Source organism: Pantoea sp. CFSAN033090, from assembly GCF_001264395.1.
In the GTDB taxonomy this organism is placed as follows: domain Bacteria; phylum Pseudomonadota; class Gammaproteobacteria; order Enterobacterales; family Enterobacteriaceae; genus Pantoea; species Pantoea agglomerans.
In genome coordinates, this window is record NZ_LGYX01000003.1 from 115,933 (window position 1) to 139,816 (window position 23,884).

The 23,884-nt window shown below is 56.7% G+C and carries 25 protein-coding genes; 19 read left to right on the forward strand and 6 right to left on the reverse strand.

Annotated features, from left to right (window positions below; translation table 11 throughout):
• Positions 1 to 93 precede the first annotated feature (93 nt).
• Positions 94 to 723, reverse strand: coding sequence for a lysoplasmalogenase (locus AFL22_RS02960; RefSeq protein ID WP_010253326.1), 630 nt, complete (start codon positions 721 to 723; stop codon positions 94 to 96).
• Between the two features lie 144 nt (positions 724 to 867).
• Here AFL22_RS02960 and AFL22_RS02965 point away from each other — a divergent pair, with 144 nt between their 5' ends.
• On the forward strand, positions 868 to 1,224 hold the full coding sequence (locus AFL22_RS02965; RefSeq protein WP_022624010.1) for a DUF2500 domain-containing protein: 357 nt from the start codon (positions 868 to 870) through the stop codon (positions 1,222 to 1,224).
• A 26-nt stretch (positions 1,225 to 1,250) separates the two neighbouring features.
• Here the strand turns inward: AFL22_RS02965 and AFL22_RS02970 are convergent, their stop codons facing one another.
• Positions 1,251 to 1,523, reverse strand: a complete 273-nt coding sequence (locus AFL22_RS02970) for a DUF1145 family protein (RefSeq protein WP_003852192.1) — start codon at positions 1,521 to 1,523, stop codon at positions 1,251 to 1,253.
• Positions 1,513 to 2,112 carry a 16S rRNA (guanine(966)-N(2))-methyltransferase gene (gene rsmD / locus AFL22_RS02975; RefSeq protein ID WP_052270765.1) on the reverse strand — a complete coding sequence of 200 codons (600 nt, stop codon included), beginning with the start codon at positions 2,110 to 2,112 and terminating at the stop codon, positions 1,513 to 1,515. Before rsmD ends, AFL22_RS02970 begins: the two co-directional genes overlap by 11 nt.
• A 232-nt stretch (positions 2,113 to 2,344) precedes the next feature.
• On the opposite strand from rsmD, the gene ftsY reads away from it, so the two are divergent.
• From ftsY to rpoH, 4 genes are all read left to right on the forward strand, one after another.
• Positions 2,345 to 4,036: a signal recognition particle-docking protein FtsY gene (ftsY, locus tag AFL22_RS02980; RefSeq protein ID WP_052270766.1), complete on the forward strand. Its 1,692-nt coding sequence runs from the start codon at positions 2,345 to 2,347 to the stop codon at positions 4,034 to 4,036.
• A 5-nt stretch (positions 4,037 to 4,041) separates the two neighbouring features.
• Positions 4,042 to 4,710: a cell division ATP-binding protein FtsE gene (gene ftsE, locus AFL22_RS02985; protein ID WP_010253318.1), complete on the forward strand. Its 669-nt coding sequence runs from the start codon at positions 4,042 to 4,044 to the stop codon at positions 4,708 to 4,710.
• On the forward strand, positions 4,700 to 5,683 hold the full coding sequence (gene ftsX / locus AFL22_RS02990) for a permease-like cell division protein FtsX (protein WP_010253316.1): 984 nt from the start codon (positions 4,700 to 4,702) through the stop codon (positions 5,681 to 5,683). The genes ftsE and ftsX overlap by 11 nt, the downstream gene beginning before the upstream one ends.
• 240 nt (positions 5,684 to 5,923) lie before the next feature.
• Positions 5,924 to 6,781 carry an RNA polymerase sigma factor RpoH gene (gene rpoH, locus AFL22_RS02995; RefSeq protein WP_010253314.1) on the forward strand — a complete coding sequence of 286 codons (858 nt, stop codon included), beginning with the start codon at positions 5,924 to 5,926 and terminating at the stop codon, positions 6,779 to 6,781.
• Positions 6,782 to 6,840: 59 nt separating this feature from the next.
• On the opposite strand, the gene panM is transcribed toward rpoH, so the two are convergent.
• Entirely contained in the window at positions 6,841 to 7,236 is a 396-nt protein-coding gene (panM, locus tag AFL22_RS03000; protein WP_010253313.1) for an aspartate 1-decarboxylase autocleavage activator PanM, read from the reverse strand.
• Between the two features lie 395 nt (positions 7,237 to 7,631).
• Between panM and AFL22_RS03005 the strand changes: the two genes are divergently transcribed.
• The 10 genes from AFL22_RS03005 (at position 7,632) to ugpQ (ending at position 17,997) form a co-directional block, all read left to right on the forward strand.
• Positions 7,632 to 8,744 (forward strand): branched-chain amino acid ABC transporter substrate-binding protein, encoded by a 1,113-nt coding sequence (locus AFL22_RS03005; protein ID WP_010253311.1) that lies wholly within the window; start codon positions 7,632 to 7,634, stop codon positions 8,742 to 8,744.
• Between the two features lie 134 nt (positions 8,745 to 8,878).
• Entirely contained in the window at positions 8,879 to 9,805 is a 927-nt protein-coding gene (gene livH / locus AFL22_RS03010) for a high-affinity branched-chain amino acid ABC transporter permease LivH (protein ID WP_009087789.1), read from the forward strand.
• Positions 9,802 to 11,073, forward strand: coding sequence for a high-affinity branched-chain amino acid ABC transporter permease LivM (locus AFL22_RS03015; protein WP_010253305.1), 1,272 nt, complete (start codon positions 9,802 to 9,804; stop codon positions 11,071 to 11,073). The genes livH and AFL22_RS03015 overlap by 4 nt, the downstream gene beginning before the upstream one ends.
• On the forward strand, positions 11,070 to 11,837 hold the full coding sequence (livG, locus tag AFL22_RS03020) for a high-affinity branched-chain amino acid ABC transporter ATP-binding protein LivG (protein WP_022624012.1): 768 nt from the start codon (positions 11,070 to 11,072) through the stop codon (positions 11,835 to 11,837). The genes AFL22_RS03015 and livG overlap by 4 nt, the downstream gene beginning before the upstream one ends.
• Position 11,838: 1 nt before the next feature.
• Positions 11,839 to 12,552, forward strand: coding sequence for a high-affinity branched-chain amino acid ABC transporter ATP-binding protein LivF (gene livF / locus AFL22_RS03025; RefSeq protein ID WP_052270767.1), 714 nt, complete (start codon positions 11,839 to 11,841; stop codon positions 12,550 to 12,552).
• Positions 12,553 to 13,081: 529 nt separating this feature from the next.
• Entirely contained in the window at positions 13,082 to 14,398 is a 1,317-nt protein-coding gene (gene ugpB, locus AFL22_RS03030) for a sn-glycerol-3-phosphate ABC transporter substrate-binding protein UgpB (RefSeq protein ID WP_045139548.1), read from the forward strand.
• Between the two features lie 54 nt (positions 14,399 to 14,452).
• Positions 14,453 to 15,340, forward strand: a complete 888-nt coding sequence (ugpA, locus tag AFL22_RS03035) for a sn-glycerol-3-phosphate ABC transporter permease UgpA (RefSeq protein WP_010253295.1) — start codon at positions 14,453 to 14,455, stop codon at positions 15,338 to 15,340.
• Positions 15,337 to 16,182 (forward strand): sn-glycerol-3-phosphate ABC transporter permease UgpE, encoded by an 846-nt coding sequence (gene ugpE, locus AFL22_RS03040; protein WP_010671530.1) that lies wholly within the window; start codon positions 15,337 to 15,339, stop codon positions 16,180 to 16,182. Before ugpA ends, ugpE begins: the two co-directional genes overlap by 4 nt.
• Position 16,183: 1 nt before the next feature.
• Positions 16,184 to 17,257: a sn-glycerol-3-phosphate import ATP-binding protein UgpC gene (locus AFL22_RS03045; protein WP_052270768.1), complete on the forward strand. Its 1,074-nt coding sequence runs from the start codon at positions 16,184 to 16,186 to the stop codon at positions 17,255 to 17,257.
• Entirely contained in the window at positions 17,254 to 17,997 is a 744-nt protein-coding gene (ugpQ, locus tag AFL22_RS03050; RefSeq protein ID WP_052270769.1) for a glycerophosphodiester phosphodiesterase, read from the forward strand. The genes AFL22_RS03045 and ugpQ overlap by 4 nt, the downstream gene beginning before the upstream one ends.
• Here ugpQ and AFL22_RS03055 read toward each other — a convergent pair.
• Entirely contained in the window at positions 17,994 to 18,287 is a 294-nt protein-coding gene (locus tag AFL22_RS03055) for a DUF2756 domain-containing protein (protein ID WP_010253283.1), read from the reverse strand. The two genes, ugpQ and AFL22_RS03055, sit on opposite strands and share 4 nt — an antisense overlap.
• 206 nt (positions 18,288 to 18,493) lie before the next feature.
• Here AFL22_RS03055 and ggt point away from each other — a divergent pair, with 206 nt between their 5' ends.
• Positions 18,494 to 20,245, forward strand: coding sequence for a gamma-glutamyltransferase (ggt, locus tag AFL22_RS03060; protein WP_052270770.1), 1,752 nt, complete (start codon positions 18,494 to 18,496; stop codon positions 20,243 to 20,245).
• A 323-nt stretch (positions 20,246 to 20,568) separates the two neighbouring features.
• On the opposite strand, the gene AFL22_RS03065 is transcribed toward ggt, so the two are convergent.
• Positions 20,569 to 21,063 carry a GNAT family N-acetyltransferase gene (locus AFL22_RS03065; protein ID WP_052270771.1) on the reverse strand — a complete coding sequence of 165 codons (495 nt, stop codon included), beginning with the start codon at positions 21,061 to 21,063 and terminating at the stop codon, positions 20,569 to 20,571.
• Between the two features lie 349 nt (positions 21,064 to 21,412).
• Between AFL22_RS03065 and AFL22_RS03070 the strand changes: the two genes are divergently transcribed.
• The 3 genes from AFL22_RS03070 to gntK all read left to right on the forward strand — a co-directional run bounded on the left by AFL22_RS03070 (position 21,413) and on the right by gntK (position 23,883).
• Positions 21,413 to 22,108, forward strand: coding sequence for a pirin family protein (locus AFL22_RS03070; protein WP_052270772.1), 696 nt, complete (start codon positions 21,413 to 21,415; stop codon positions 22,106 to 22,108).
• Between the two features lie 102 nt (positions 22,109 to 22,210).
• Entirely contained in the window at positions 22,211 to 23,206 is a 996-nt protein-coding gene (gene gntR, locus AFL22_RS03075) for a gluconate operon transcriptional repressor GntR (RefSeq protein WP_010253274.1), read from the forward strand.
• A gap of 140 nt (positions 23,207 to 23,346) precedes the next feature.
• On the forward strand, positions 23,347 to 23,883 hold the full coding sequence (gene gntK, locus AFL22_RS03080; RefSeq protein ID WP_022624019.1) for a gluconokinase: 537 nt from the start codon (positions 23,347 to 23,349) through the stop codon (positions 23,881 to 23,883).
• The last annotated feature ends 1 nt before the right edge of the window (position 23,884 follow it).

The following is a 23,884-nucleotide window of genomic DNA, read 5'->3' on the forward strand; positions in this document are numbered from 1 at the left end:
ATGACCTCCAGAGTGTAAGGGTAGTGGGATGAGCAACGCAGCCCATCCCTTATCCTACACTCTGGAGTGAACTCCAGAGTCAAGGCTATTTTTTCAGACGACCCACAACGAGCGCACGATCATAAAGTGACCGGCGAAGTAGCAGGCGGCGACAATCGCGCTGTCGGCGGTAAAGCGGCGACGATAGTGTGAGATAAACCAGACGGCGTTTGCCAGCAGCAGCAGACCGGCACCCACCATGATCGAGAAGCTGTAATCGGTCGGGCGGAAGAAGTACTGCTCGGTCGCTATCCAGGTCATCACCAGCGTCATGCCGATAAAGGTGCAGACAGGCCAGCGCAGATCTTCCAGTCGGCTCCAGATGATGCCAATCAGGGCGGCACCGATGATGAGCAGCGTCAGCGGAATCGGCCAGAAGAAGGTCATGGTCATGCTGGCGGCGAAGCAGAGGGTATAAAGCAGGTGCGACAGGAAGAAAGCCCCGATGGCATAGAGCATCTGCTGACGCGGCAGCAGCGTTAACGCATCACCGACCAGCGTCGCGACCAGACCGGCCAGAATCAGGTAGTCCGTAGTCTGCAGCACCGGTGCCTGCCAGGCCAGTCCGACAAGCAGCAGCAGCGTGACCGGCTTAAATAACCAGCGTTGCCATTGCGGGCCGCGATAGGTGGCGTCGACATAGAGCCAGCCGGAGAAAAGTACAGCGAGGAAAGACCAGAGCATTGTTTCTCCCTTTTTTGTTCAAAATGGTGAAAGATCCCAAAATATCCCTTCCAGTTTAGGTTAAGCCTCTGAGATGTGACAATCAGGCAACTCTGGTTGTATGCTTTGCCGCCTGATTAATCATCCTGCAGGCACAAGAACGCTATGAGCAAACCGCCGCTAATCTTTATCATCGTTCTGGCGATTATCGCCGTGCTGGCGACCCGTCAGTTCATTAAGCAACGCCGGGAAGTGGCGGTGAATGACGCTTCACCCGAGCGTTCTCTGCAGGCTGAGGTCAAAACCAAACGTGAATTTCCTGCACCCAATCGCCGTTCACGGCAGCGGGAAGTGATCGCCGGGGAAGAGATGCGCTACGAGGTGCTGTTTCACCCGCTTAACGGTGCCAGCGACATCAAAGTGCAGCTTAAAGAGGCGGAATATCATCAGCTGGACAAGGGCGCCAGAGGTGAACTGAAGATGCAGGGCACGCGCTTTATCAGCTTCACACCCCGGCAGTAACCGGCGGGCAGTGCGCCCGCCCGGAATTATTTCTTGCGTGGGAAGTTTTTCTTCTGCCAGGCGACCAGTTCGAACACCCCGAACAGAAACACTTTGGCCTGGGTGACGCGGTCAATCGGCGGCGCATCTTTGGTCTGCGTGGTGCGCAGTAACACCAGCTGCAGGCCATGCATCAGGATCATGAAAATCAGCGCAACGTTGATAAAATAAGTCAGCGGTTTCGGGTAGGGATGAACCAGGTTAGCCAGCAGAAATCCCCATACGCATAGCATCAACAGACGCCCCAAATTAAGTAACATCCTGCGTCTCCTGTTGACGTTGATACAAACGATAAGCCACTTGTCCGGCTATTTTCTCGCGATAAAGATCCCACTCTGGCGGCACCGGCGGTGCGCCATTTTCCACTTCACTTTCGATGTAAATCAGCGCCTGATCGGCCAGCCAGTGATTCTGCTCCAGCAGCTGTAACGTCTGTTCCAGCAATCCCTGACGAAACGGCGGATCGATAAACACCACATCAAAGGGTTCACCTGGCTGTGCCAGCCAGTTTAACGCATTGGTCTGAATCACGGTGCCATTACTGGCGCGCAACGTCTGCAGATTTTTTGTCAGCTGCTGCGCCACCGGCCGTTCCAGCTCGAGCAGCGTCGCCGATCCCGCGTAACGCGACAGGGCTTCCAGTCCTAATGCGCCGCTACCGGCAAAGCAGTCGAGGCAGCGCGCCTCTGGCAGCACCGGGGCCAGCCAGTTAAACAGCGTCTCACGTACCCGATCGGTGGTCGGGCGCAGTCCGGCGCTGTCCGGCACCGGCAGTTTGCGTCCGCGCCACTGGCCGCCAATGATGCGAATCTGCCCGGCACCGCCTGTACTGCGGGGGTTTTTATTCATCTTGCTCACAACTCGTCATAATTTGTTGCGTAGTTTAACGGGCGAATCGGTGAGAAGAAACGTTAAAAAAGGGTGCTGTGGTGAGCTGGCTGGAAAGTGTTAGACTACTGAGTTGCTGAAGTCATGCATTATTCTGCGGTTTACGCCGGTCTGGCGCTGACCAACTTTCATTGATTTACCCCTGGAAACCACGCGCGACCGGGACAAAGCCATCGAGGAGTGTCGTCACACAATGGCAAAAGAGAAAAAACGTGGCTTTTTTTCCTGGCTGGGATTTGGCAAAGAGGAAGAGAAACAACCTGTAGCGGAGGAGCAGACACAAGAGGTCGCAGAACCCGCAGAGCAGCAGGCAGAACAGGACGCCCCGGCATTAAGCCAGGCTGAAGCGCAAGCGGAAGAGACTGTCGTTATCACCGAAACGGTGGCCGGGCAGCAGCGTGAGGCGGAAGTCACCGCGGCAGCGCCGCACGAGTCAGCACCCATGGTGCTGGATGAAGCTGCGCCGATTGAGGCCGATCCTGAAGCGCTACTGGAAATCACCGCACCTGAACATGACGCGACGCCGGTTATTGACGCCGACGACGTGGTAAAACCAGCCGTTGATGCGGAACCCGCCGATGCGCCGTTAAGCGAAGAAGAGCTGACCGCCCTGGCACTGGGCGACGCCCCGATCGTTGAAACCCCGGACAGCGAAGCGGACGCGCCATTAAGCGAAGAAGAGCTGACCGCGCTGGCGCTGGATGACGCCGGGATCGTTGAAACCCCGCACAGCGAAACCGAAGCGCCGTTAAGCGATGAAGCGCTGACGCCGGACGAGGCTGCGATCGTTGAAACATCGGACAGCGAAGCGGAAGCGCCGCTGACCGAAGAAGAGCTGACCGCACTGGCACTGGGCGAAGCCGAAGTCACCGACGCGGAACCGGCAGAGACATTATCCGATACCGTCAGCGATCTCCCGCTGGCCGCCGCGCCACTCATCGTGCAGGAGCAGGAGCGTCCCAGCAAAGAGGGCTTCTTTGCCCGCCTGAAGCGCAGCCTGGTGAAAACCCGTCAGAACCTCGGTTCCGGTTTTATCAGCCTGTTCCGTGGCAAAAAGATTGATGATGAGCTGTTTGACGAGCTGGAAGAGCAACTGCTGATTGCGGATGTGGGTGTGGATACCACTCGCCGCATCATCACGCATCTGACCCAGCAGGCAAACCGCAAGCAGCTGCGTGACGCGGAAGCGCTCTTCGGCCTGCTGAAAGCGGAGATGGCCTCGATTCTGGCGAAAGTGGACGCGCCACTGGACGTCTCAGGCAAAACGCCGTTTGTGATCCTGATGGTTGGCGTCAATGGTGTAGGTAAAACCACCACCATCGGTAAACTGGCGCGCCAGTATCAGGCTGAAGGCAAATCCGTGATGTTAGCGGCTGGTGATACCTTCCGCGCCGCGGCTGTTGAGCAGCTGCAGGTGTGGGGCCAGCGCAATAACATTCCGGTGATTGCTCAGCACACCGGTGCAGATTCCGCTTCGGTGATCTTCGATGCTATTCAGGCGGCTAAATCGCGTGGCGTTGACGTGCTGATTGCCGATACCGCGGGTCGTCTGCAGAACAAATCGCACCTGATGGAAGAGCTGAAAAAAATCACCCGTGTGATGAAGAAACTGGATGATTCAGCGCCACACGAAGTGATGCTGACGCTGGATGCCAGCACCGGACAGAATGCGGTCAGCCAGGCTCGACTGTTTAACGAAGCCGTTGGCGTGACCGGTATTGCGCTCACCAAGCTGGATGGCACCGCCAAAGGCGGCGTGATCTTCTCGGTGGCCGATCAGTTCGGTATTCCGATTCGCTACATCGGCGTCGGTGAAGGCATTGAAGATTTACGGCCGTTTAAGGCGGAAGATTTTATTGAGGCACTGTTTGCCCGAGAGGACTAATTAGGATGATTCGCTTTGAAGAGGTCAGTAAGGCATATCTCGGCGGACGTCAGGCGCTGCAGGGAGTAGATTTCCGTCTGCGTCCTGGCGAAATGGCGTTTCTGACCGGCCACTCCGGTGCCGGTAAAAGTACCTTGCTGAAGCTGATTTGTGGCATTGAGCGCCCGAGTGCCGGAAAAATCTGGTTCAGCGGCCATGACATTTCCCGCCTGCGTAACAGCGAGGTGCCTTTTCTGCGTCGTCAGATCGGCATGATTTTCCAGGATCACCACCTGCTGATGGATCGTTCGGTTTATGAAAATGTGGCGATCCCGCTGATTATCTCCGGTGCCAGCGGCGAAGATATTCGTCGTCGTGTTTCGGCGGCACTGGATAAAGTGGGTCTGCTCGACAAAGCGAAAAGTTATCCGATTCAGCTTTCTGGCGGTGAACAGCAGCGTGTGGGCATCGCCCGTGCGGTGGTGAACAAGCCCGCCGTGCTGCTGGCCGATGAACCGACAGGTAACCTTGACGACGCGCTGTCAGAAGATATTCTGCGCCTGTTCGAAGAGTTCAACCGCGTCGGCGTCACCGTCCTGATGGCGACGCATGACAGCGGTCTTATCGCCCGACGCAACTACCGGATGATGACGCTGAATCAGGGACGTCTGCACGGAGGCCACGATGGTCAATAAACGCATTAAACGTCCGGCTGCGCCGAAAGCGAAGCAGCAGTCAAAGAGCAAAGCGCTGAAAGGCGGCTGGCAGGAGCAGTGGCGCTATGCGCTGCGCGGCACGCTTTCTGATATGTGGCGTCAGCCGCTGGCAACCCTGCTGACGGTGATGGTCATCGCCATTTCACTGACGCTGCCCAGCGTCTGCTACATGGTGTGGAAAAACGTCAGCCAGGCGGCAACGCAGTGGTATCCTGCGCCGCAGTTAACCGTTTATCTCTCCAAAACGCTGGATGACACGGCGGCAGAAAACGTGGTGGCGCAGCTCAAGCAGGTCGAAGGCGTGGATAACGTCAACTACCTGACGCGGGAAGAGGCGCTGAACGAGTTCCGCAACTGGTCAGGCTTTGGCGGCGCAATGGATATGCTGGAGCAGAATCCGCTGCCTGCGGTGGCCATCATTACACCTAAGCTCAATTTCCAGAACTCAGACACCATGCAAAGCCTGCGCGATCGGGTGACCAAAGTGCAGGGCGTGGATGAAGTGCGGATGGATGATAGCTGGTTTGCGCGGCTGGCGGCGCTGACCGGGCTGGTGGGGCAGATCGCCTCAATGATTGGTGTGCTGATGATCGTGGCAGTGTTCCTGGTGATCGGTAACAGCGTCCGGCTCAGCATCTTTGCCCGACGCGACACCATTAACGTGCAGAAGCTGATTGGTGCCACTGACGGCTTTATCCTGCGTCCATTCCTCTATGGCGGGGCGCTGCTGGGCTTCAGCGGGGCAGTGCTGTCACTGCTGCTGTCGGAAGTGCTGGTGCTGCGTCTGCAGTCCGTTGTTGCCAGTGTGGCGACGGTATTTGGTACCACCTTCTCGCTGGAAGGCTTCTCGTGGGATGAGGCGCTGCTGCTGTTACTGATTGCGGCGATCATCGGCTGGGTGGCTGCGTGGCTGGCAACGGTACAACATTTACGTCGATTTACGCCGCAGTAAACGCCTGCAACATTTTTTTGTTATAATGGTCCTCTGCTACCGATGGTGGGTGCAGAGGATATTTCCCCTCTTCCCTTCCTGTCATCTGTGTGTAAAATATTCACCGCTATAATTGAACTTGTGGATAACTTTACCACTCTAAGTAGCACAGATTGCTTTCGGATTTCGCGCGACGTTAACGTAATGTATCGTCTGCGCAGGGAAATGTGCGGCAATTCCACTGAATTTGTGAGGGTTTGAATGACCAAAGAAATGCAAACTTTAGCTATTGCTCCTCTTGGCAACCTGGAGTCTTACGTCCGGGCTGCGAATACCTGGCCGATGCTCTCGGCAGAAGAGGAAAAAGCGTTGGCTGAACGGCTGCATTACCAGGGCGATCTGGATGCGGCAAAGACGCTGATCCTGTCTCACCTACGCTTTGTAGTTCATATCGCTCGTAATTACTCCGGCTACGGTCTGCCACAGGCTGACCTGGTCCAGGAAGGCAATATCGGCCTGATGAAAGCGGTACGTCGCTTCAACCCAGAAGTGGGCGTGCGTCTGGTTTCGTTTGCCGTGCACTGGATTAAAGCGGAGATTCACGAATACGTGCTGCGTAACTGGCGTATCGTGAAAGTCGCGACCACCAAAGCACAGCGTAAGCTGTTCTTTAACCTGCGTAAAACCAAGCAGCGTCTGGGCTGGTTCAATCAGGACGAAGTCGAGATGGTTGCGCGTGAGCTGGGCGTAAGCAGCAAAGATGTGCGTGAAATGGAATCGCGTATGGCCGCGCAGGATATGACCTTTGATATGTCTGCCGACGACGAGAGCAGCGAAGGCCGATCTATGGCACCCGTGCTTTATCTTCAGGATAAAACCTCTGACTTTGCTGACGGCATTGAAGAGGATAACTGGGATGCGCACGCGGCTGACAAGCTGAGCTATGCGATGGAAGGTCTGGATGAGCGTAGTCAGCACATCATTCGCGCCCGCTGGCTGGACGAAGACAATAAAACCACGCTGCAGGAGCTGGCCGATCAGTACGGCGTGTCAGCCGAACGTGTCCGGCAGCTGGAGAAGAATGCCATGAAGAAACTACGTATGGCGATCGAAGCGTAACGCACTTCGACATCTTAAGGGGCGACTTTATGTCGCCCTTTTTGTTTTTCTGCGCCTGACTATTCTACTGCCATTATCCAGCCATCACTCTGCGCCCTGAAGCCACACGCCTGCATAAAGGCTGCCCGCACCTGCTGATCGTCACTGCCATCATCGGCAATCCACCAGTCCGCTATCGACCCATTCTGCCTGATCGTCTCTTCCAGTAAATATTGTCCCACCCCGCGTCGGCGCGTGACATCGCGCACCGACAGCCGGTGAACTTTGCCGTGGATCCCGGCGATTTCCAGCTGCAAACCCGCCAGTAGCCGGTCGTTAAAACGGGCAGCATAGAGACGATGGCGCTCATCCAGCTGCTGCTCCAGTTGTTCAATCTCCAGATCCGGCCAGACTTTGCCAAGATCAATGCGGTCCTGCGCGGTCAGCGTGGTTAAACGCTGGATAGTGAGCTTCATAACAAAAACCTCTGTAACAGGGGAAAGTGCAGCGAAAATGTACAACCAGAGTGCTACCACATTTTCATCAATAAAACAGGTCAAAAGATGGTCGGGATGCCAGGATGATAGTTGTAAACAGGGAGAGCGTGCGATCAATCCAGCATAACGCGCTGGCAAAGCGGTGAAAAACCGGCCGTTGCCTCCAGTGTATTATGCTGTTTCACTCAGTCAATTCTGAATATGTCAGTTGATTTACAGAAGAAACTTCCTGTTTAATAACCTGAAAAATAAAGCCTTATTAATAAAAAATGTCAGAAAAGTACGCTAACTCATTCATGCTTAATCAGTTTTCGACTTTATCTGACAGCACAAACACTCACAACATACACGACAAAACAAATGGGGTAGTCAGGATGAAAATGAAAGGTCGCGCATTACTGGCGGGATGTGTAGCACTGGCGATGAGCCATGCGGCGCTGGCTGAAGATATCAAAGTGGCGATTGTTGGCGCAATGTCTGGCCCGGTGGCGCAGTACGGCGACATGCAGTTCGCCGGTGCGACTCAGGCAATTGAAGATATCAACGCCAAAGGCGGTGTTAACGGCAACAAACTGGTTGCGGTGAAATATGACGACGCCTGTGACCCGAAACAGGCGGTTGCGGTAGCGAACAAGGTGATTAACGACGGCATCCGCTACGTGATCGGTCATCTCTGCTCTTCATCCACCCAGCCCGCTTCTGACATCTATGAAGATGAAGGCGTGCTGATGATTACCCCGGCGGCGACCGCCCCTGACCTGACTTCCCGCGGCTATAAACTGATTATGCGCACCACCGGTCTCGACTCCGATCAGGGGCCGACCGCCGCGAAATATGTGATGAGCGAGCTTAAACCGCAGCGCATCGCCGTAGTGCATGACAAACAGCAGTATGGCGAAGGCCTGGCGCGCTCCGTACAGGAGAGCCTGAAAAAGCAGGGCGCTAATATCGTGATGTTTGAAGGTATCACCGCTGGCGATAAAGATTTCTCTACGCTGGTCGCGCGCTTCAAGAAAGAGAACGTCGATTTCGTCTATTTCGGCGGTTACTACCCGGAAATGGGCCAGATCGTGCGTCAGGCACGTGCTGCGGGCCTGAAAACCCAGTTTATGGGACCGGAAGGCGTGGGTAACGCCTCGCTGTCGAACATCGCCGGTGCCGCTTCTGAAGGCATGCTGGTGACCCTGCCAAAACGCTACGACCAGGTTGAAACCAACAAACCGATCGTGGAAGCGCTGAAAGCGAAGAAACTGGATCCGACCGGACCGTTCGTCTGGACCACCTATGCCGCACTGCAGTCGCTGGCAACCGGCATGGAGCGCAGCAAGAGCGCTGAGCCGGACGCTATCGTGAAAAACCTCAAGGAAGGTGCCGCGGTGCCAACCGTGATGGGCAACCTGAACTGGGATGAGAAGGGTGACCTTAAGGGCTTTGAATTCGGCGTCTTTAAATGGCATGCCGATGGCACCTCGACTGCTGTGAAGTAAACCAGGCTGTTTTGTGGTGAGCGGGAGACCGGTTAACCGGTTTCCCCTGACCAGCGACACGAACGCCTGGTGCTGGTCTGCCAGGCGTTTTTTGTACCCCGATCGCCCACGATCGGTTAAGTAAGGGTCAAGGTATGTCCGAGCAGTTCCTCTATTTTATTCAGCAGATGTTTAACGGTGTGACCCTGGGTAGCACCTACGCGCTGATCGCCATCGGTTACACCATGGTTTACGGCATTATCGGCATGATCAACTTCGCCCACGGCGAGGTCTACATGATCGGTAGCTATGTCTCCTTTATCGTGATTGCCGCCCTGATGATGATGGGCATCGACACCACCTGGCTGATGATTGCGGCCGGCTTTGTGATGGCGGTAATTATCTCCAGCGCCTACGGCTGGAGCATCGAGCGCGTCGCCTACCGGCCTGTGCGCTCGTCCAAGCGCCTGATTGCGCTGATCTCCGCCATCGGGATGTCGATATTCCTGCAAAACTACGTCAGCCTGACGCAGGGTTCACGCGACCTGGCGCTGCCGAGTCTGATTACCGGACAGTGGACGGTAGGCGAGAGCAACGGCTTTGCCGCCACGATTTCTACCATGCAGATAGTGATCTGGGTGGTGACGTTCCTGGCGATGCTGGCGCTGACCACCTTTATCCGCTATTCACGCATGGGCCGCGCCTGCCGCGCCTGCGCAGAAGACCTGAAAATGGCCAGCCTGCTGGGGATAAACACTGACCGCGTGATCTCGCTGACCTTTGTCATCGGTGCCGCGATGGCCGCGGTGGCGGGCGTATTGCTGGGACAGTTCTACGGTTCAATCAACCCCTTCATCGGCTTTATGGCAGGTATGAAGGCATTCACCGCCGCCGTGCTGGGCGGGATTGGCAGTATTCCGGGCGCGATGATTGGTGGTCTGGTACTGGGCATCGCCGAGGCGCTGACCTCGGCCTATCTCAGCACGGAATATAAAGATGTGGTCTCGTTTGCCCTGCTGATTGTGGTGCTGCTGGTGATGCCGACCGGGATTCTGGGTCGCCCGGAGGTCGAAAAAGTATGAAGACTTCCTTTATCAATGCCCTGATCTCCTCGGTGATGCTGCTGGTGCTCGCCACCTTCTTTATGGGGCTGCGCCTGAACCTGGACGGCACTAATCTGGTGGTGCAGAACGCCGGTAGCGTGCGCTGGAACTGGATCGCCACAGGCTGTGCGGTGGTGTTTCTGTTTCAGCTGCTGCGTCCGGTATGGCAAAGCGGCCTGAAGAAAATCTCCGGTCCGGCGCTGGTGTTACCGGGTCTGGATGGCTCGACGCCGAAGCAGAAACTGGTGATGGCGGTGCTGATTATCGCCGCCGTTGCCTGGCCATTCCTGGTGTCACGCGGCACCGTCGATATCGCCACCATGACGCTGATCTACGTGATGCTCGGTCTGGGCTTAAACGTGGTGGTCGGCCTCTCTGGCCTGCTGGTGCTGGGTTATGGCGGCTTTTACGCCATCGGTGCCTATACCTTTGCGCTGTTGAACCACTATTACGGTCTCGGCTTCTGGCAGTGCCTGCCGCTCTCCGGCATAGTTGCCGCGCTGTTTGGTCTGCTGCTGGGCTTCCCGGTGCTGCGACTGCGCGGCGACTATCTGGCGATAGTGACGCTGGGCTTCGGTGAGATCGTGCGTATTCTGCTGCTGAACAATACCGCCCTGACCGGCGGGCCGAATGGCATCAGCCAGATCCCGAAACCGACGCTGTTTGGTCTGGAGTTTGGTCGTACGCCGCGTGAAGGCGGCTGGGATACCTTCCATAACTTCTTTGGGCTGAAGTACGATCCCAGCGACCGCATTATCTTCCTCTACCTGGTGGCGCTGCTGCTGGTGGTGCTGACGCTGTTTGTGATCAACCGGCTGCTGCGGATGCCGCTGGGCCGAGCCTGGGAAGCCCTGCGCGAGGATGAGATTGCCTGTCGTTCACTGGGCCTCAGCCCGACCCGCATCAAGCTGACCGCCTTTACCATCAGTGCCGCGTTTGCCGGTTTTGCCGGCAGCCTGTTCGCGGCGCGTCAGGGCTTTGTCAGCCCGGAATCCTTTACCTTTGTCGAATCCGCCTTTGTGCTGGCGATTGTCGTCCTGGGCGGGATGGGGTCGCAGTTTGCGGTGATTCTGGCCGCCATCCTGCTGGTGGTGTCACGCGAGCTGATGCGCGATCTCAATGAGTACAGCATGCTGGTGCTGGGTGGCCTGATGGTGCTGATGATGATCTGGCGTCCGCAGGGCCTGTTGCCGATGAAGCGTCCGCATCTGAAGCTCAGAACCGGTAAACAAGGAGAGCAGGCATGATTCAGCCTTTATTAGCCGTTGAAGGCCTGATGATGCGCTTCGGCGGTCTGTTAGCCGTGAACAATGTGGCGCTGGAGCTGCGTCCGCAGGAGATCGTTTCGCTGATTGGCCCCAACGGTGCCGGTAAAACCACCGTGTTTAACTGCCTGACCGGCTTTTACAAGCCAACCGGCGGGACGATCACATTGCGTGAGCAGCATCTGGAAGGGTTGCCGGGCCAGAAGATTGCGCGGATGGGCATCGTGCGGACGTTCCAGCACGTGCGTCTGTTCCGTGAGATGACGGTCATTGAGAACCTGCTGGTGGCGCAGCATCAGCATCTGAAAAGCGGCGTATTTTCCGGTCTGCTGAAAACCCCGGCGTTTCGCCGCAGTGAGAACGAGGCGCTGGATCGTGCGGCGACCTGGCTGGAGCGGGTGGGGCTGCTGGATCTGGCTAACCGTCAGGCAGGCAATCTGGCCTATGGTCAGCAGCGTCGACTGGAGATTGCGCGCTGTATGGTGACGCGCCCGGAAATTCTGATGCTGGATGAACCGGCGGCGGGCCTTAATCCCAAAGAGACGCACGAGCTGGACGCGCTGATTGCGGAGCTGCGTGGCGAACACAAGGTGTCGGTGCTGCTGATTGAACATGATATGAAGCTGGTGATGGGGATTTCTGACCGTATTTATGTGGTCAATCAGGGAACGCCGCTGGCTAACGGAACGCCGGAAGAGATTCGTAATAACCCGGATGTCATTCGTGCCTATTTAGGAGAGGCCTGAGATGGCAAATGCGATGTTAACCATTGAGAGCGTCAGCGCTCATTACGGCAAAATTCAGGCGCTGCACAACGTCAGCCTCTATATCAATCAGGGCGAAATCGTCACCCTGATTGGCGCTAACGGTGCCGGGAAAACCACGCTGCTGGGTACGCTGTGCGGCGAGCCGCGCGCGACGCAGGGCACCATTACCTTTGATGGCAAAACCATCACCGACTGGCAAACCTCGCGCATTATGCGTGAAGCGATCGCCATCGTGCCGGAAGGCCGACGGGTTTTTTCGCGCATGACGGTGGAAGAGAACCTGGCGATGGGAGGCTTTTTTGCCAGCCGTCCGGACTACCTGACGCGGATCAAGCGCGTTTATGAACTTTTTCCGCGTCTGGAGGAGCGTAAAATCCAGCGCGCCGGGACGATGTCGGGCGGCGAACAGCAGATGCTGGCGATTGGCCGTGCGCTGATGAGCCAGCCGCGCCTGCTGTTGCTGGATGAGCCGTCGCTGGGACTGGCACCGATCATTATTCAGCAGATCTTCGACACCATTGAGCAGCTGCGCAGCGAGGGGATGACGATTTTTCTGGTGGAGCAGAATGCGAATCAGGCGCTGAAGCTGGCGGATAGGGGTTATGTGCTGGAGAACGGGCATGTGGTGCTCGAAGACACAGGTGCAGCACTCCTTTCCAACGAAGCCGTCCGCAGTGCTTACTTAGGTGCCTGATGGGGCACGGCCTGGCTTGCTTGCCATTTCGACACCGGGCAGTGCTCGTAATCCTCACGTATATATATACGCTCCGGTTACTGCGCGCTTTGGTACACAGGCCTGGCTTACTGGTCAGGTTGCGGTTGGGCAGTGCTCGCCATCCTCACGTACTACGTGTACGCTCCGGTGGCTGCGCGCTGTCCGCCCGCAACCTGCCTGCGCCGCCGACGGCCTTCAAAATGGGTGTGTGATGCGGCGCAGACGGCCTTGAGTGTCGGTGTTAGAGGGGCCGCCATCGCCTTTTGCATTTGGTGAAGTAGAATCCGCTGCGGGCTTTTTTACTGCCCAGCCGCTCTGCAAATTATGTAACCAAAACCTGGCAGCAGTGACGCGTTACCGCTGCGCTGCCAGCCTCCTCTTTTGCGCATACCGGTCTGTCACCCGGCTGTCATCTTTCTGTTATTAATCCTTCATTTCCCCGTGTCATGTTACTTCGCGAAACAGAAATCCGTGATTTCACGCGTATTTACCTGCACAGGAAAATTCTATGTCCGTCGTTACCTTTCGTCGTAGCCTGATGAGCGTGCTGCTCGGTCTGACGCTCAGCAGCCATGCCATGGCTGCCACTGAGATCCCTTTCTGGCACTCTATGGAAGGCGAGCTAGGCAAAGAAGTGGATTCGCTGGCACAGCGTTTTAACCAGACGCATCCCGATTACAAAATTGTTCCGACCTACAAAGGTAACTACGAGCAGAGCCTGGCGGCAGGGATTGCGGCAGTGCGCAGCGGCAAAGCCCCTGCGGTGCTGCAGGTTTATGAAGTCGGTACGGCGACCATGATGGCCTCGCAGGCGATTGTGCCGGTGCATCAGGTCTTCAAAGACGCCGGTATCCCCTTTGATGAAAAGCAGTTCGTGCCAACGGTGGCGGGCTACTACAGCGACAGCAAAGGTCAGCTGATCTCTCAGCCGTTCAATAGCTCGACGCCAGTGCTCTACTACAACAAAGATGCCTTTAAAAAAGCGGGTCTGAACCCGGATCAACCACCGAAAACCTGGCAGGAGCTGGCGATGGATGCCGCTGCCCTGCGCAAATCGGGCATGAGCTGTGGCTACGCCAGCGGCTGGCAGGGCTGGATCCAGATTGAAAACTTCAGCGCCTGGCACGCTCTGCCGGTAGCGACTAAAAACAACGGATTTGACGGACTTGATGCGGTGCTGGAGTTCAACAAACCTGTACTGGTTCGTCATATCGAGCTGCTGGAAGCGATGAACAAGAAAGGGGACTTCACCTACTTTGGCCGCAAAGATGAGTCCACCGCCAAGTTCTACAACGGCGACTGCGGCATCACCACTGCCTCATCCGGATCGCTGGCTGATATCCGTCATTACGCCAAATTCAACTTCGGTGTTGGCATGATGCCGTATGACGAGACCGTGCCGAATGCGCCGCAGAACGCCCTGATCGGCGGTGCCAGCCTGTGGGTGATGAAAGGCAAAGATGCGACAACCTACAAAGGCGTGGCTGAGTTTATGCAGTTCCTCGCTAAACCGGAAATCGCCGCGGAATGGCACCAGAAAACCGGCTATCTGCCGATTACCACCGCCGCCTACGAGCTGACTAAACAGCAGGGCTTCTACGATAAGAATCCGGGCGCGGATATCGCTACCCGTCAGATGATGAACAAGCCGCCACTGCCGTTTACCAAAGGCATGCGTCTGGGCAACATGCCGCAGATTCGTACCGTGATCGACGAAGAGCTGGAAAGCGTCTGGACCGGCAAGCAGTCGCCGCAGAACGCGATGGATAACGCAGTGAAACGCGGTAACGAGTTGCTGCGCCGCTTCCAGCAGCAGGTGAAGTAATCTCTCCTTGCGGGCCAGCTCAGGCTGGCCCCTCTCTCTGACGCCAGGTACACCATGTCTTCATCTCGTCCGGTCTTTCGCACCAGCCTGTTGCCCTATCTTCTGGTGCTGCCGCAACTGCTGATTACCGCCATCTTCTTTCTCTGGCCTGCCGGTGAAGCGCTGTGGTACTCGCTGCAAAGCCTCGATCCCTTTGGCATCTCCAGCAGCTTTGTCGGGCTGGAAAATTTCAGACGCCTGTTTGCCGATCCTTACTATCTGGATTCGTTCTGGACCACCATAAAATTCAGCGGCATGGTCACGGTGTTCGGCATGGTCTTTTCGCTGCTGCTGGCGGCGCTGGTGGATTATGTGGTGCGGCTGCGCCGTCTCTATCAGACGCTGTTGCTTCTGCCCTACGCCGTTGCGCCTGTCGTGGCCGCGGTACTGTGGATGTTCCTGTTTAATCCGGGCCTGGGCCTGTTCAGCTATCTGCTGAACCACATCGGCTACAACTGGAACTATGCGCAAAACAGCGGTCAGGCGATGTTCCTGATTGTGCTGGCATCAATCTGGCAGCAGATGAGCTACAACTTCCTGTTCTTCTTCGCTGCGCTGCAATCGATCCCCAAATCGCTGGTGGAAGCCGCCGCCATTGACGGTGCCGGACCGGTGCGTCGCTTCTTCAACCTCTCGCTGCCGCTGATTACGCCGGTCAGCTTCTTCCTGCTGGTGGTGAATCTGATCTACGCCTTCTTCGATACCTTCCCGGTGATCGATGCCGCCACCGGCGGCGGGCCGGTGCAGGCGACCACCACGCTGATCTACAAAATCTATCGCGAAGGCTTTACCGGTCTGGATCTCTCCTCGTCCGCTGCGCAGTCGGTGGTGCTGATGCTGCTGGTCATCGGGCTGACGGTGCTCCAGTTCCGCTTTGTTGAACGTAAGGTGCAATACCAATGATTGAGAATCGACGCGGGCTGGATCTCTTCAGCCACATCGTGCTGGTGCTGGGCGTGCTCACCATCCTGTTTCCGCTCTATGTTGCCTTTGTGGCGGCGACGCTGGATAACGAAGCGGTCTATCAGGTGCCGATGACGCTGGTGCCCGGCACGCACCTGTGGGAGAACATCTCGCGCATCTGGACGCATGGCGTCAACGGCAACGGGCCGGCGTTTGGCCTGATGCTGCTCAACAGCATGATCATGGCGCTGGGCATCACCTTCGGCAAAATCACGGTGTCGATGCTGTCGGCGTTTGCGCTGGTCTGGTTTCGCTTTCCGCTGCGCACGCTCTTTTTCTGGCTGATCTTCATCACCCTGATGCTGCCGGTAGAGGTGCGTATCTTCCCGACAGTACAGGTGATTGCCGATCTCAACCTGCTCGACAGCTACAGCGGATTAACCCTGCCGCTGATGGCCTCAGCGACAGCCACCTTCCTGTTCCGCCAGTTCTTTATGTCGCTGCCGGATGAGCTGGTGGAGGCGGCACGCATCGACGGGGCCAGCGCGATGCGCTTCTTTATCGACATTGTTCTGCCGCTGTCGAAAACCAATCTGGCGGCGCTGTTTGTGATCACCTTTATTTACGGCTGGAACCAGTACCTCTGGCCGCTGCTGATCATCAATGACGCCAGCCTCGGCACGGCGGTGGCGGGGATTAAAAGCATGATCTCCTCCAGCGGATCGCCGACCCAGTGGAATGAAGTGATGGCGGCAATGTTATTAACCCTGATCCCACCATTGGTGGTGGTGTTAGTCATGCAGCGTGCCTTTGTGCGCGGTCTGGTTGAGAGTGAGAAATAAGATGGCAGGCGTAACCCTTCAGGCAGTAACCAAATCCTACGATGGCAAAAATCAGATCATCCAGCCGCTGAATGTCACCATCAATGACGGCGAATTTATGGTGATGGTCGGGCCATCCGGCTGCGGTAAATCGACCCTGCTGCGCATGGTGGCCGGACTGGAGCGCGTCAGCTCCGGCGATATCTATATCGACGACCGGCGCGTTACTCAGGAAGAGCCAAAAGATCGCGGGATTGCAATGGTGTTCCAGAACTACGCGCTCTATCCCCATATGTCAGTGGAAGAGAACATGGCCTATGGCCTGAAAATCCGTGGCATGGGCAAAGAGCAGGTCCGCCAGCGGGTGCTCGACGCGGCGCGCAGTCTGGAGCTGGATCATCTGCTGATGCGTCGGCCTCGCGAACTCTCCGGCGGACAGCGCCAGCGCGTGGCGATGGGCCGCGCGATCGTGCGTGAACCGGCAGTTTTTCTGTTTGATGAGCCGCTCTCCAACCTTGATGCCCGTCTGCGGGTGCAGATGCGGCTGGAACTGCAGCAGCTGCATCGCCGCTTACAGACCACCAGCCTCTATGTCACCCACGATCAGGTGGAGGCGATGACGCTGGCGCAGCGGGTGATGGTGATGAACAAAGGGGTGGTCGAGCAGCTCGGCACGCCGGTCGAGGTGTATGAGCGTCCCGCCAGCCAGTTCGTTGCCTCGTTTATTGGCGCGCCCGCCATGAATTTACTGAAAGGGCAGTTCAGCAGCGATGGATCACGCTTTGACCTCGACGCCTCGCACGCTCTGCCGCTCAGCGACAGTAAAGCGAAATGGGCTAACCGGCCGGTGGTGCTGGGTATCCGGCCAGAGCACATCCAGCTCAGTAGCCGCGAGCAGGGCGGCGTGCCGCTGCGGGTCGATACGCTGGAGATGCTGGGGGCTGATAATCTGGCACATGGCCGCATCGGTGACACGCCACTGGTGGTACGCTTAGCCCACAGTGAACGCCCGCAGCCAGGCAGTACGCTGTGGCTGCATCTGCCGTCAGATGCGTTACACTTCTTCGATTCAACCCATGGAAAGCGTCTGGAATGAGCACACAACACTGGCCCTATCCCCGCATCGTCGCCCATCGCGGCGGCGGTAAACTGGCACCGGAAAATACGCTGGCGGCGATCGACACCGGCGCGAAATATGGTCATCAGATGATTGAATTTGATGCCAAATTATCGGCCGATGCGCAGATCTTCCTGCTGCATGACGACACGCTCGATCGCACCAGCAACGGCTGGGGCGTGGCGGGTCAGCTGCCGTGGGAGAAGCTGTCGCAGCTTGATGCGGGCAGCTGGTTTGGCAACGCGTTTACCGGTGAAAAGCTGGCGCGGCTCGATCAGGTGGCGGCACGCTGCCGTCAGCATCAGATGATGGCGAACATCGAAATCAAACCGACCACCGGCAGCGATGCTGAAACCGGACGCGCCGTGGCACAGGCTGCCGCGATACTGTGGCAGGATCAGGTCGCACCGTTGCTCTCTTCGTTCTCTTTTGAGGCGCTGGAAGCCGCGATGAAGGCAGAGCCGCAGTTGCCGCGTGGCCTGCTGTCGCACAGCTGGGACCCGCAGTGGCAGGAGAAAACAGCTGCGCTGGCGTGCGTCTCAATTCACCTTAATCATAAGGTGCTGACCGCTGAGCGGGTCACCGAACTGAAAGCCGCAGGCCTGAAGATTCTGGTTTATACCGTGAACAGCCCGGATCGGGCGCGGGAATTGCTGAAATGGGGCGTCGATGCCATCTGTACTGATGCCATCGACATCATCGGCCCCGATTTTCATTAGTTCTGGTTTAGATTCTGATTCTGATTCTGCTGGCCCGGCTGCGTGGTAATCACCCGCTGCTGGGCGCTGTTCCGCTGCTCCTGCATTTTACGCTGCGTGTCCTGCGTCTGACGCTGCTGATCCTGGCGCAGCTTCAGCTGTTGCTGTTGCTGCTGGGTCTGCATCTGCGACTGCATCCGCTGCTGGCTGGGGTTATAGCCAGGTTTATTCGGATCGTTAGTGCTGTTCAGCGTGTTCGCCTGACTGGCGAAAGGCAGCAGAGCGGCCAGAATAATCATCCACTTTTTCATCACTCCTCCTTCCTTAAAGCGACAGGGTTTTGGGTGCACACCGGCGTACACCGATATCAGGGTCGTAGCCATAAGTTTACCCGATATCACAGACCTTACTTTCCGATCTATTCCTGATTTGACTTAACCCCGGTTATTTTGCTGTATTTGTAGGCACTTGCAGAAATGATAAAAAAATGTAAATAACAATATGGGATGGTGGCAGGATGAAAATGCAGCAAACAGTGCGTCAGCTTAGCTGGTCGCTGGTGATGAGTTTCACCGTAGTGGCAGGCGCTAACGCCGCGCCAACGCAGGCTCCTCCGGTCTCCTACGGTGTGGACAGTGACACTTTTCACCCGGTAAAAGCGCAGCACGGCATGGTAGCGTCAGTGGATGCGATGGCGACGCAGGTTGGCGTCGAGATCCTGCGTCAGGGCGGTAATGCGGTGGATGCCGCGGTGGCGGTAGGCTTTGCGCTGGCCGTGACCCATCCGCAGGCGGGCAATCTCGGCGGCGGTGGTTTTATGCTGCTGCGCACTGCCTCTGGCCGCGCCACGGCTATCGATTTCCGTGAGATGGCCCCGGGACACGCGTCGCGTGACATGTTCCTGGATAAGCAGGGCAACGCCGACAGCAAGCTGTCGCTGACATCACATCTCGCCTCGGGCACACCGGGCACCGTGGCCGGACTGGCGCTGGCTGCGCAGAAATATGGCACTCTGCCGCTGAGCACGCTGCTGGCACCGGCGATCAAACTGGCGCGTGACGGTATTCCGGTCAACGACGCGCTGGCAGATGACCTGAAGACCTACGGCAAAGAAGTGCTGATCAACCATCCCAACAGCAAAGCGATCTTCTACAAACCGGACGGTACGCCGTGGCAGAAGGGCGATCGGCTGGTGCAGAAAAACCTGGCTCACAGCCTGCAACTGATTGCCCGTCAGGGGCCGGATGCCTTTTACAAAGGTGAAATTGCGGATGAGATCGCCGGAGAGATGGCGCAGCATGGCGGGCTGATCAACAAAGCTGACCTGGCGGCCTATCGTGCGGTCGAGCGTAAGCCCATTAGCGGGACATACCGTGGCTATGAAGTCTTCTCAATGCCGCCGCCGTCATCCGGTGGCATCCACATCGTGCAGATTCTGAATATCCTGGAGAATTTCGATCTGGCGAAGATGGGCTTTGGCAGTGCTGATGCCATGCAGGTGATGGCAGAAGCGGAGAAATATGCCTACGCGGACCGTTCGGAATATCTCGGCGATCCCGATTTCGTGAAGGTGCCGTGGCAGGCGCTGACCAGTAAAGCCTATGCCAAAACCCTGGCGCAGCAGATCGATGTGGCGAAGGCGCGGCCCTCCAGCGAGATCAAACCGGGCAAGCTCGAACCTTATGAAAGCAATCAGACTACCCATTTCTCGGTGGTGGATAAGCAGGGGAATGCGGTCGCGGTGACTTATACGCTTAACACCTATTTCGGCAGCGGAATTGTGGCGGGCAACAGCGGCATCCTGATGAATAACGAGATGGATGACTTCTCAGCCAAGCCCGGCACGCCCAATGTCTATGGACTGGTCGGCGGGGAAGCGAATGCGGTGCAACCGGCGAAACGTCCGTTGTCATCGATGTCGCCGACCATCGTCGCCAAAGAGGGCAAAACATGGCTGGTGACCGGCAGTCCTGGCGGCAGCCGCATTATCACCACGGTGTTGCAGATGGTGGTTAACAGCATCGATTTCGGGATGAACGTGGCGGAAGCCACTAATGCGCCGCGCTTCCATCATCAGTGGCTGCCGGATCAGCTGCGGGTGGAGAAGGGCTTCAGCCCCGATACGCTGCGTCTGCTGGAAACCAAAGGCCAGCATGTGAAGGTACTTCCGTCGATGGGCAGTACGCAGAGCATCATGATCGGGCCGGATGGCATGCTCTATGGCGCTTCCGATCCGCGCAGCATCGATGATTTGAGTGCGGGTTATTGATATCTGATAGCCAGGACGGGGTTGAGTGGCTGTGAGATCGAGCCTGCTCAGGGAACACGGTCAGATCGGAAAGACGCAAAAGCGTCATCCCTGACTGCTCGGCCCGCGCTATTACGCACCTCATCCCTGAGGTGCGCCCGTAGCCGGGCCAACGCTTTGCGTTGTTCAAAAACGCTCCCGGCGTTTTTGTCCCTGGCGCGGGACGCTTTCCTCTTTTGCCCGTGTTCCCTGCGCGTTAGGCTAATAAGTTGCTGCCAGGTTAGTTAACTTTTGGGTTTGTCATCGGTCTGGAGGGCAATGAAAAGTGCCCTTTTTCACACACGTCAGGCTTTAACCCGCGCCATATAATGCGCGTCGATCAGTTCACCGTGCCGCATTGCGAAGCCTTTAGCCGTTCCCTCAATCTCAAAACCGAAACGCTGATAAAGGGCGATAGCCGGGCCATTATCGACGAACACTGTCAGTTCCATTCGGCTCACCTGTAGCCAGTTGTCGCACAACGCGACCATTTCACGCATGAGTGCGGTTCCGACGCCACGCTGACGATAGCGTTCATCCACGCCCATACCCAGTGAGGCGACATGACGGCGTCTGGCGCGCTCTTCCACATGCAGCGCACACTGACCGACGACGACATCATCGATACAGGCCACCAGCAGATGCGCATGGGGCTGAGACGTCGCGAGACGGGTATGCCACATCTGGAGTGATGAGTGGGGCAAATGGAGTGTGCTGGCCTGGGTATCTGGCTGACCGTAGATCCTGTGCAGCGCAGCAGCATCTTCAGGCGTGACGTGGCGGACAACTATTTCACTCATGGTTTCTCCTTTAGCCCATTAAAACCCTTTAAACATCAAGGTATTCACCGCGTTAATCAGCGTAAAAAATGTGAAAATGACTTTACAGACGCGAATGATAATGATTATTATTGTCATGCATTCTCGGGAGGTCGCCCGACAGCCTGAGAAAGCACGACATTGCTCACATTGCTTCCAGTATTATTTAGCCAGCTTATCCGCTGGCTTTTTTTTTGCCTGCCCTTCTTCAGTGCTTTTCAGCCACTGCTCAATGCTCATTCAACTATTTTGAACAGAGGCGTGAAGTTTTTCAGCTATCAATCAGACCCCCTCAGGGACAGACTATAAAAAACATTGAGGAGATTTGAACATGATTTATGTACGCAAAGCTGAAGAACGCGGTCACGCAAACCATGGCTGGCTGGATAGCTGGCACACTTTCTCTTTCGCCAGTTATCACGATGCGAACTTTATGGGTTTCTCCGCGCTGCGGGTCATCAATGAAGATGTGATTGATGGCGGCCAGGGGTTTGGTACCCATCCTCACAAAGATATGGAAATCCTGACCTACGTGCTCTCCGGTACGGTTGAGCATCAGGACAGCATGGGCAACAAAGAGCAGATCCCGGCAGGGGAGTTTCAGATTATGAGCGCCGGCACCGGCGTACGTCACTCTGAGTACAACGCCAGCGAAAGCGAGCCGCTGCACCTTTATCAGATCTGGATCATTCCTGAGCGTACCGGTATCGAACCACGCTACGATCAGCGCCGCTTCCCGGATGTGCAGGGACGTCAGCTGGTGTTAAGCCCGGATGCCCGTGAAGGGTCGCTGAAAGTCTTTCAGGACATGACCTTATCGCGCTGGGTAATGGCTGCTGGCGAACAGGACAATGTCTCGATTGATGCGGGACGTCGTATCTGGATTCAGGTGGTGAAAGGTGATGTTACCGTTAACGGCAACGCGATCACCACCAGCGACGCCCTGGCTATCTGGGACGAAAGCGCGCTGACCATTGAAGCCAGCTCGGCTGCAGAAGTCCTGCTGTTTGATCTGCCACCGGTCTAAGCAGATAACGGGCGCGCATCGTCGCGCCCGGTTGGCAATTTTGTGACAGAAAAGTGATAGACTCATCGTACTTTAGCTTTAAGGGCGATCCCAGGCGCTACGATGAAGAAGAAAAGACCGGTATTACAGGACGTTGCCGATCGCGTCGGCATTACTAAAATGACCGTCAGCCGTTACCTGCGTAATCCAGAGCAGGTCTCCGTTGCCCTGCGGGATAAGATCGCGGTGGCACTGGATGAGCTGGGTTATATCCCCAATCGCGCCCCCGATATGCTTTCTAACGCCACCAGCCGCGCCATTGGCGTACTGCTGCCGTCACTCACAAACCAGGTTTTTGCTGACGTATTGCGCGGCATCGAAGCCGTCACTGACGAAGCCAACTATCAGACGCTGGTCGCCCACTTTGGTTACAACCCGCAAAAAGAGGAGCTGCAACTGCGCTCGCTGCTGGGCTGGAACATTGATGGGGTTATCCTCACCGAACGCACCCATACACCAGGCACGCTGCGCATGCTGGAAGTGGCCGGTATCCCGGTGATTGAGGTGATGGACAGCGTCACGCCCTGCCTGGATATGGCGGTAGGCTTTGATAACGTTGAAGCGGCCCGGCAGATGACGCAGGCGATCCTCAGCAAAGGTCATCGCCATACCGTCTACCTTGGCGCACGCCTGGATGAACGTACGCTGCAGAAGCAGCGCGGTTACGAAATCGCGATGCGCGAAGCGGGGCTGACGCCACGCAGTGTGATGATGGAAGATGCCTCTTCATTCAGCGCCGGTTGTGATCTGCTGCGTGAGGCGCAGCGCCTTTACCCCGAAACAGATAGCCTGTTCTGTACCAATGACGATCTGGCGGTCGGCGCGATGTTTGAGTGCCAGCGCCAGGGATTGCAGGTGCCCTCTCAGATGGCGATAGCCGGTTTCCACGGCCATGACATCAGTCAGGTTGTCACGCCACAACTGGCGACAGTGCTGACGCCACGCGACCGCATGGGACGCGAAGCCGCGGCGCTGCTGCTGGCGCGCATTGCCGGAGAAACCAGCACCTGCCAGCCGCTGGATGTCGGTTTTGAGATCAGTGAAGGTGGCAGCATCTGATTGTGGCGTTTTTATGAGTCAGCTCACACTTTCATGCATTTCCTGGTAAAAAGGTTGCCAGGCTGTTAAGCGGCCAGGAGAATGAGAAACGACATTGTTATCGGTAACATTGGCAAATTCTCACCTGCCGGAGCAGAAAAATGACAACGCAATCCCCGTCGCATCACGTTTTTATCCTGATGGGCGTTTCAGGCAGCGGAAAGTCTGCCGTCGCCAATCAGGTCTCTCACCAGCTGAATACAGCCTTTCTTGACGGTGATTTTCTCCACCCCCGCGCCAACATCCTGAAGATGGCCGATGGTCATCCGCTGGATGACAACGATCGCCAGCCATGGTTACAGGCACTGAACGACGCCGCGTTTGCCATGCAGCGCACCCAGGCGATTTCCATCATTGTCTGTTCAGCCCTGAAGAAAAGTTATCGCGACATCCTGCGTCAGGGAAATGACAATCTGCGTTTCGTCTACCTGAAGGGCGACTTCGACACCATCGAAGCTCGCCTGAAAGCGCGTAAAGGCCACTTCTTCAAGCCGCAGATGCTGGTGACGCAGTTTGCGACGCTGGAAGAGCCAGGGCGGGACGAGCCGGATGTACTGGTGGTGGATATCGCGCATTCACTGGACGATGTGGTGGCGGCTACGGTTGCGACTATCCAGGACGCTATCAGCCAGGGTTAGA

Bases quoted from the DNA above. Each gene is read 5' to 3' on its own strand.
- AFL22_RS02960 (WP_010253326.1), bottom strand. From the start codon at position 723: ATGCTCTGGTCTTTCCTCGCTGTACTTTTCTCCGGCTGGCTCTATGTC.
- AFL22_RS02965 (WP_022624010.1), top strand. From the start codon at position 868: ATGAGCAAACCGCCGCTAATCTTTATCATCGTTCTGGCGATTATCGCC.
- AFL22_RS02970 (WP_003852192.1), bottom strand. From the start codon at position 1,523: ATGTTACTTAATTTGGGGCGTCTGTTGATGCTATGCGTATGGGGATTT.
- rsmD (WP_052270765.1), bottom strand. From the start codon at position 2,112: ATGAATAAAAACCCCCGCAGTACAGGCGGTGCCGGGCAGATTCGCATC.
- ftsY (WP_052270766.1), top strand. From the start codon at position 2,345: ATGGCAAAAGAGAAAAAACGTGGCTTTTTTTCCTGGCTGGGATTTGGC.
- ftsE (WP_010253318.1), top strand. From the start codon at position 4,042: ATGATTCGCTTTGAAGAGGTCAGTAAGGCATATCTCGGCGGACGTCAG.
- ftsX (WP_010253316.1), top strand. From the start codon at position 4,700: ATGGTCAATAAACGCATTAAACGTCCGGCTGCGCCGAAAGCGAAGCAG.
- rpoH (WP_010253314.1), top strand. From the start codon at position 5,924: ATGACCAAAGAAATGCAAACTTTAGCTATTGCTCCTCTTGGCAACCTG.
- panM (WP_010253313.1), bottom strand. From the start codon at position 7,236: ATGAAGCTCACTATCCAGCGTTTAACCACGCTGACCGCGCAGGACCGC.
- AFL22_RS03005 (WP_010253311.1), top strand. From the start codon at position 7,632: ATGAAAATGAAAGGTCGCGCATTACTGGCGGGATGTGTAGCACTGGCG.
- livH (WP_009087789.1), top strand. From the start codon at position 8,879: ATGTCCGAGCAGTTCCTCTATTTTATTCAGCAGATGTTTAACGGTGTG.
- AFL22_RS03015 (WP_010253305.1), top strand. From the start codon at position 9,802: ATGAAGACTTCCTTTATCAATGCCCTGATCTCCTCGGTGATGCTGCTG.
- livG (WP_022624012.1), top strand. From the start codon at position 11,070: ATGATTCAGCCTTTATTAGCCGTTGAAGGCCTGATGATGCGCTTCGGC.
- livF (WP_052270767.1), top strand. From the start codon at position 11,839: ATGGCAAATGCGATGTTAACCATTGAGAGCGTCAGCGCTCATTACGGC.
- ugpB (WP_045139548.1), top strand. From the start codon at position 13,082: ATGTCCGTCGTTACCTTTCGTCGTAGCCTGATGAGCGTGCTGCTCGGT.
- ugpA (WP_010253295.1), top strand. From the start codon at position 14,453: ATGTCTTCATCTCGTCCGGTCTTTCGCACCAGCCTGTTGCCCTATCTT.
- ugpE (WP_010671530.1), top strand. From the start codon at position 15,337: ATGATTGAGAATCGACGCGGGCTGGATCTCTTCAGCCACATCGTGCTG.
- AFL22_RS03045 (WP_052270768.1), top strand. From the start codon at position 16,184: ATGGCAGGCGTAACCCTTCAGGCAGTAACCAAATCCTACGATGGCAAA.
- ugpQ (WP_052270769.1), top strand. From the start codon at position 17,254: ATGAGCACACAACACTGGCCCTATCCCCGCATCGTCGCCCATCGCGGC.
- AFL22_RS03055 (WP_010253283.1), bottom strand. From the start codon at position 18,287: ATGAAAAAGTGGATGATTATTCTGGCCGCTCTGCTGCCTTTCGCCAGT.
- ggt (WP_052270770.1), top strand. From the start codon at position 18,494: ATGAAAATGCAGCAAACAGTGCGTCAGCTTAGCTGGTCGCTGGTGATG.
- AFL22_RS03065 (WP_052270771.1), bottom strand. From the start codon at position 21,063: ATGAGTGAAATAGTTGTCCGCCACGTCACGCCTGAAGATGCTGCTGCG.
- AFL22_RS03070 (WP_052270772.1), top strand. From the start codon at position 21,413: ATGATTTATGTACGCAAAGCTGAAGAACGCGGTCACGCAAACCATGGC.
- gntR (WP_010253274.1), top strand. From the start codon at position 22,211: ATGAAGAAGAAAAGACCGGTATTACAGGACGTTGCCGATCGCGTCGGC.
- gntK (WP_022624019.1), top strand. From the start codon at position 23,347: ATGACAACGCAATCCCCGTCGCATCACGTTTTTATCCTGATGGGCGTT.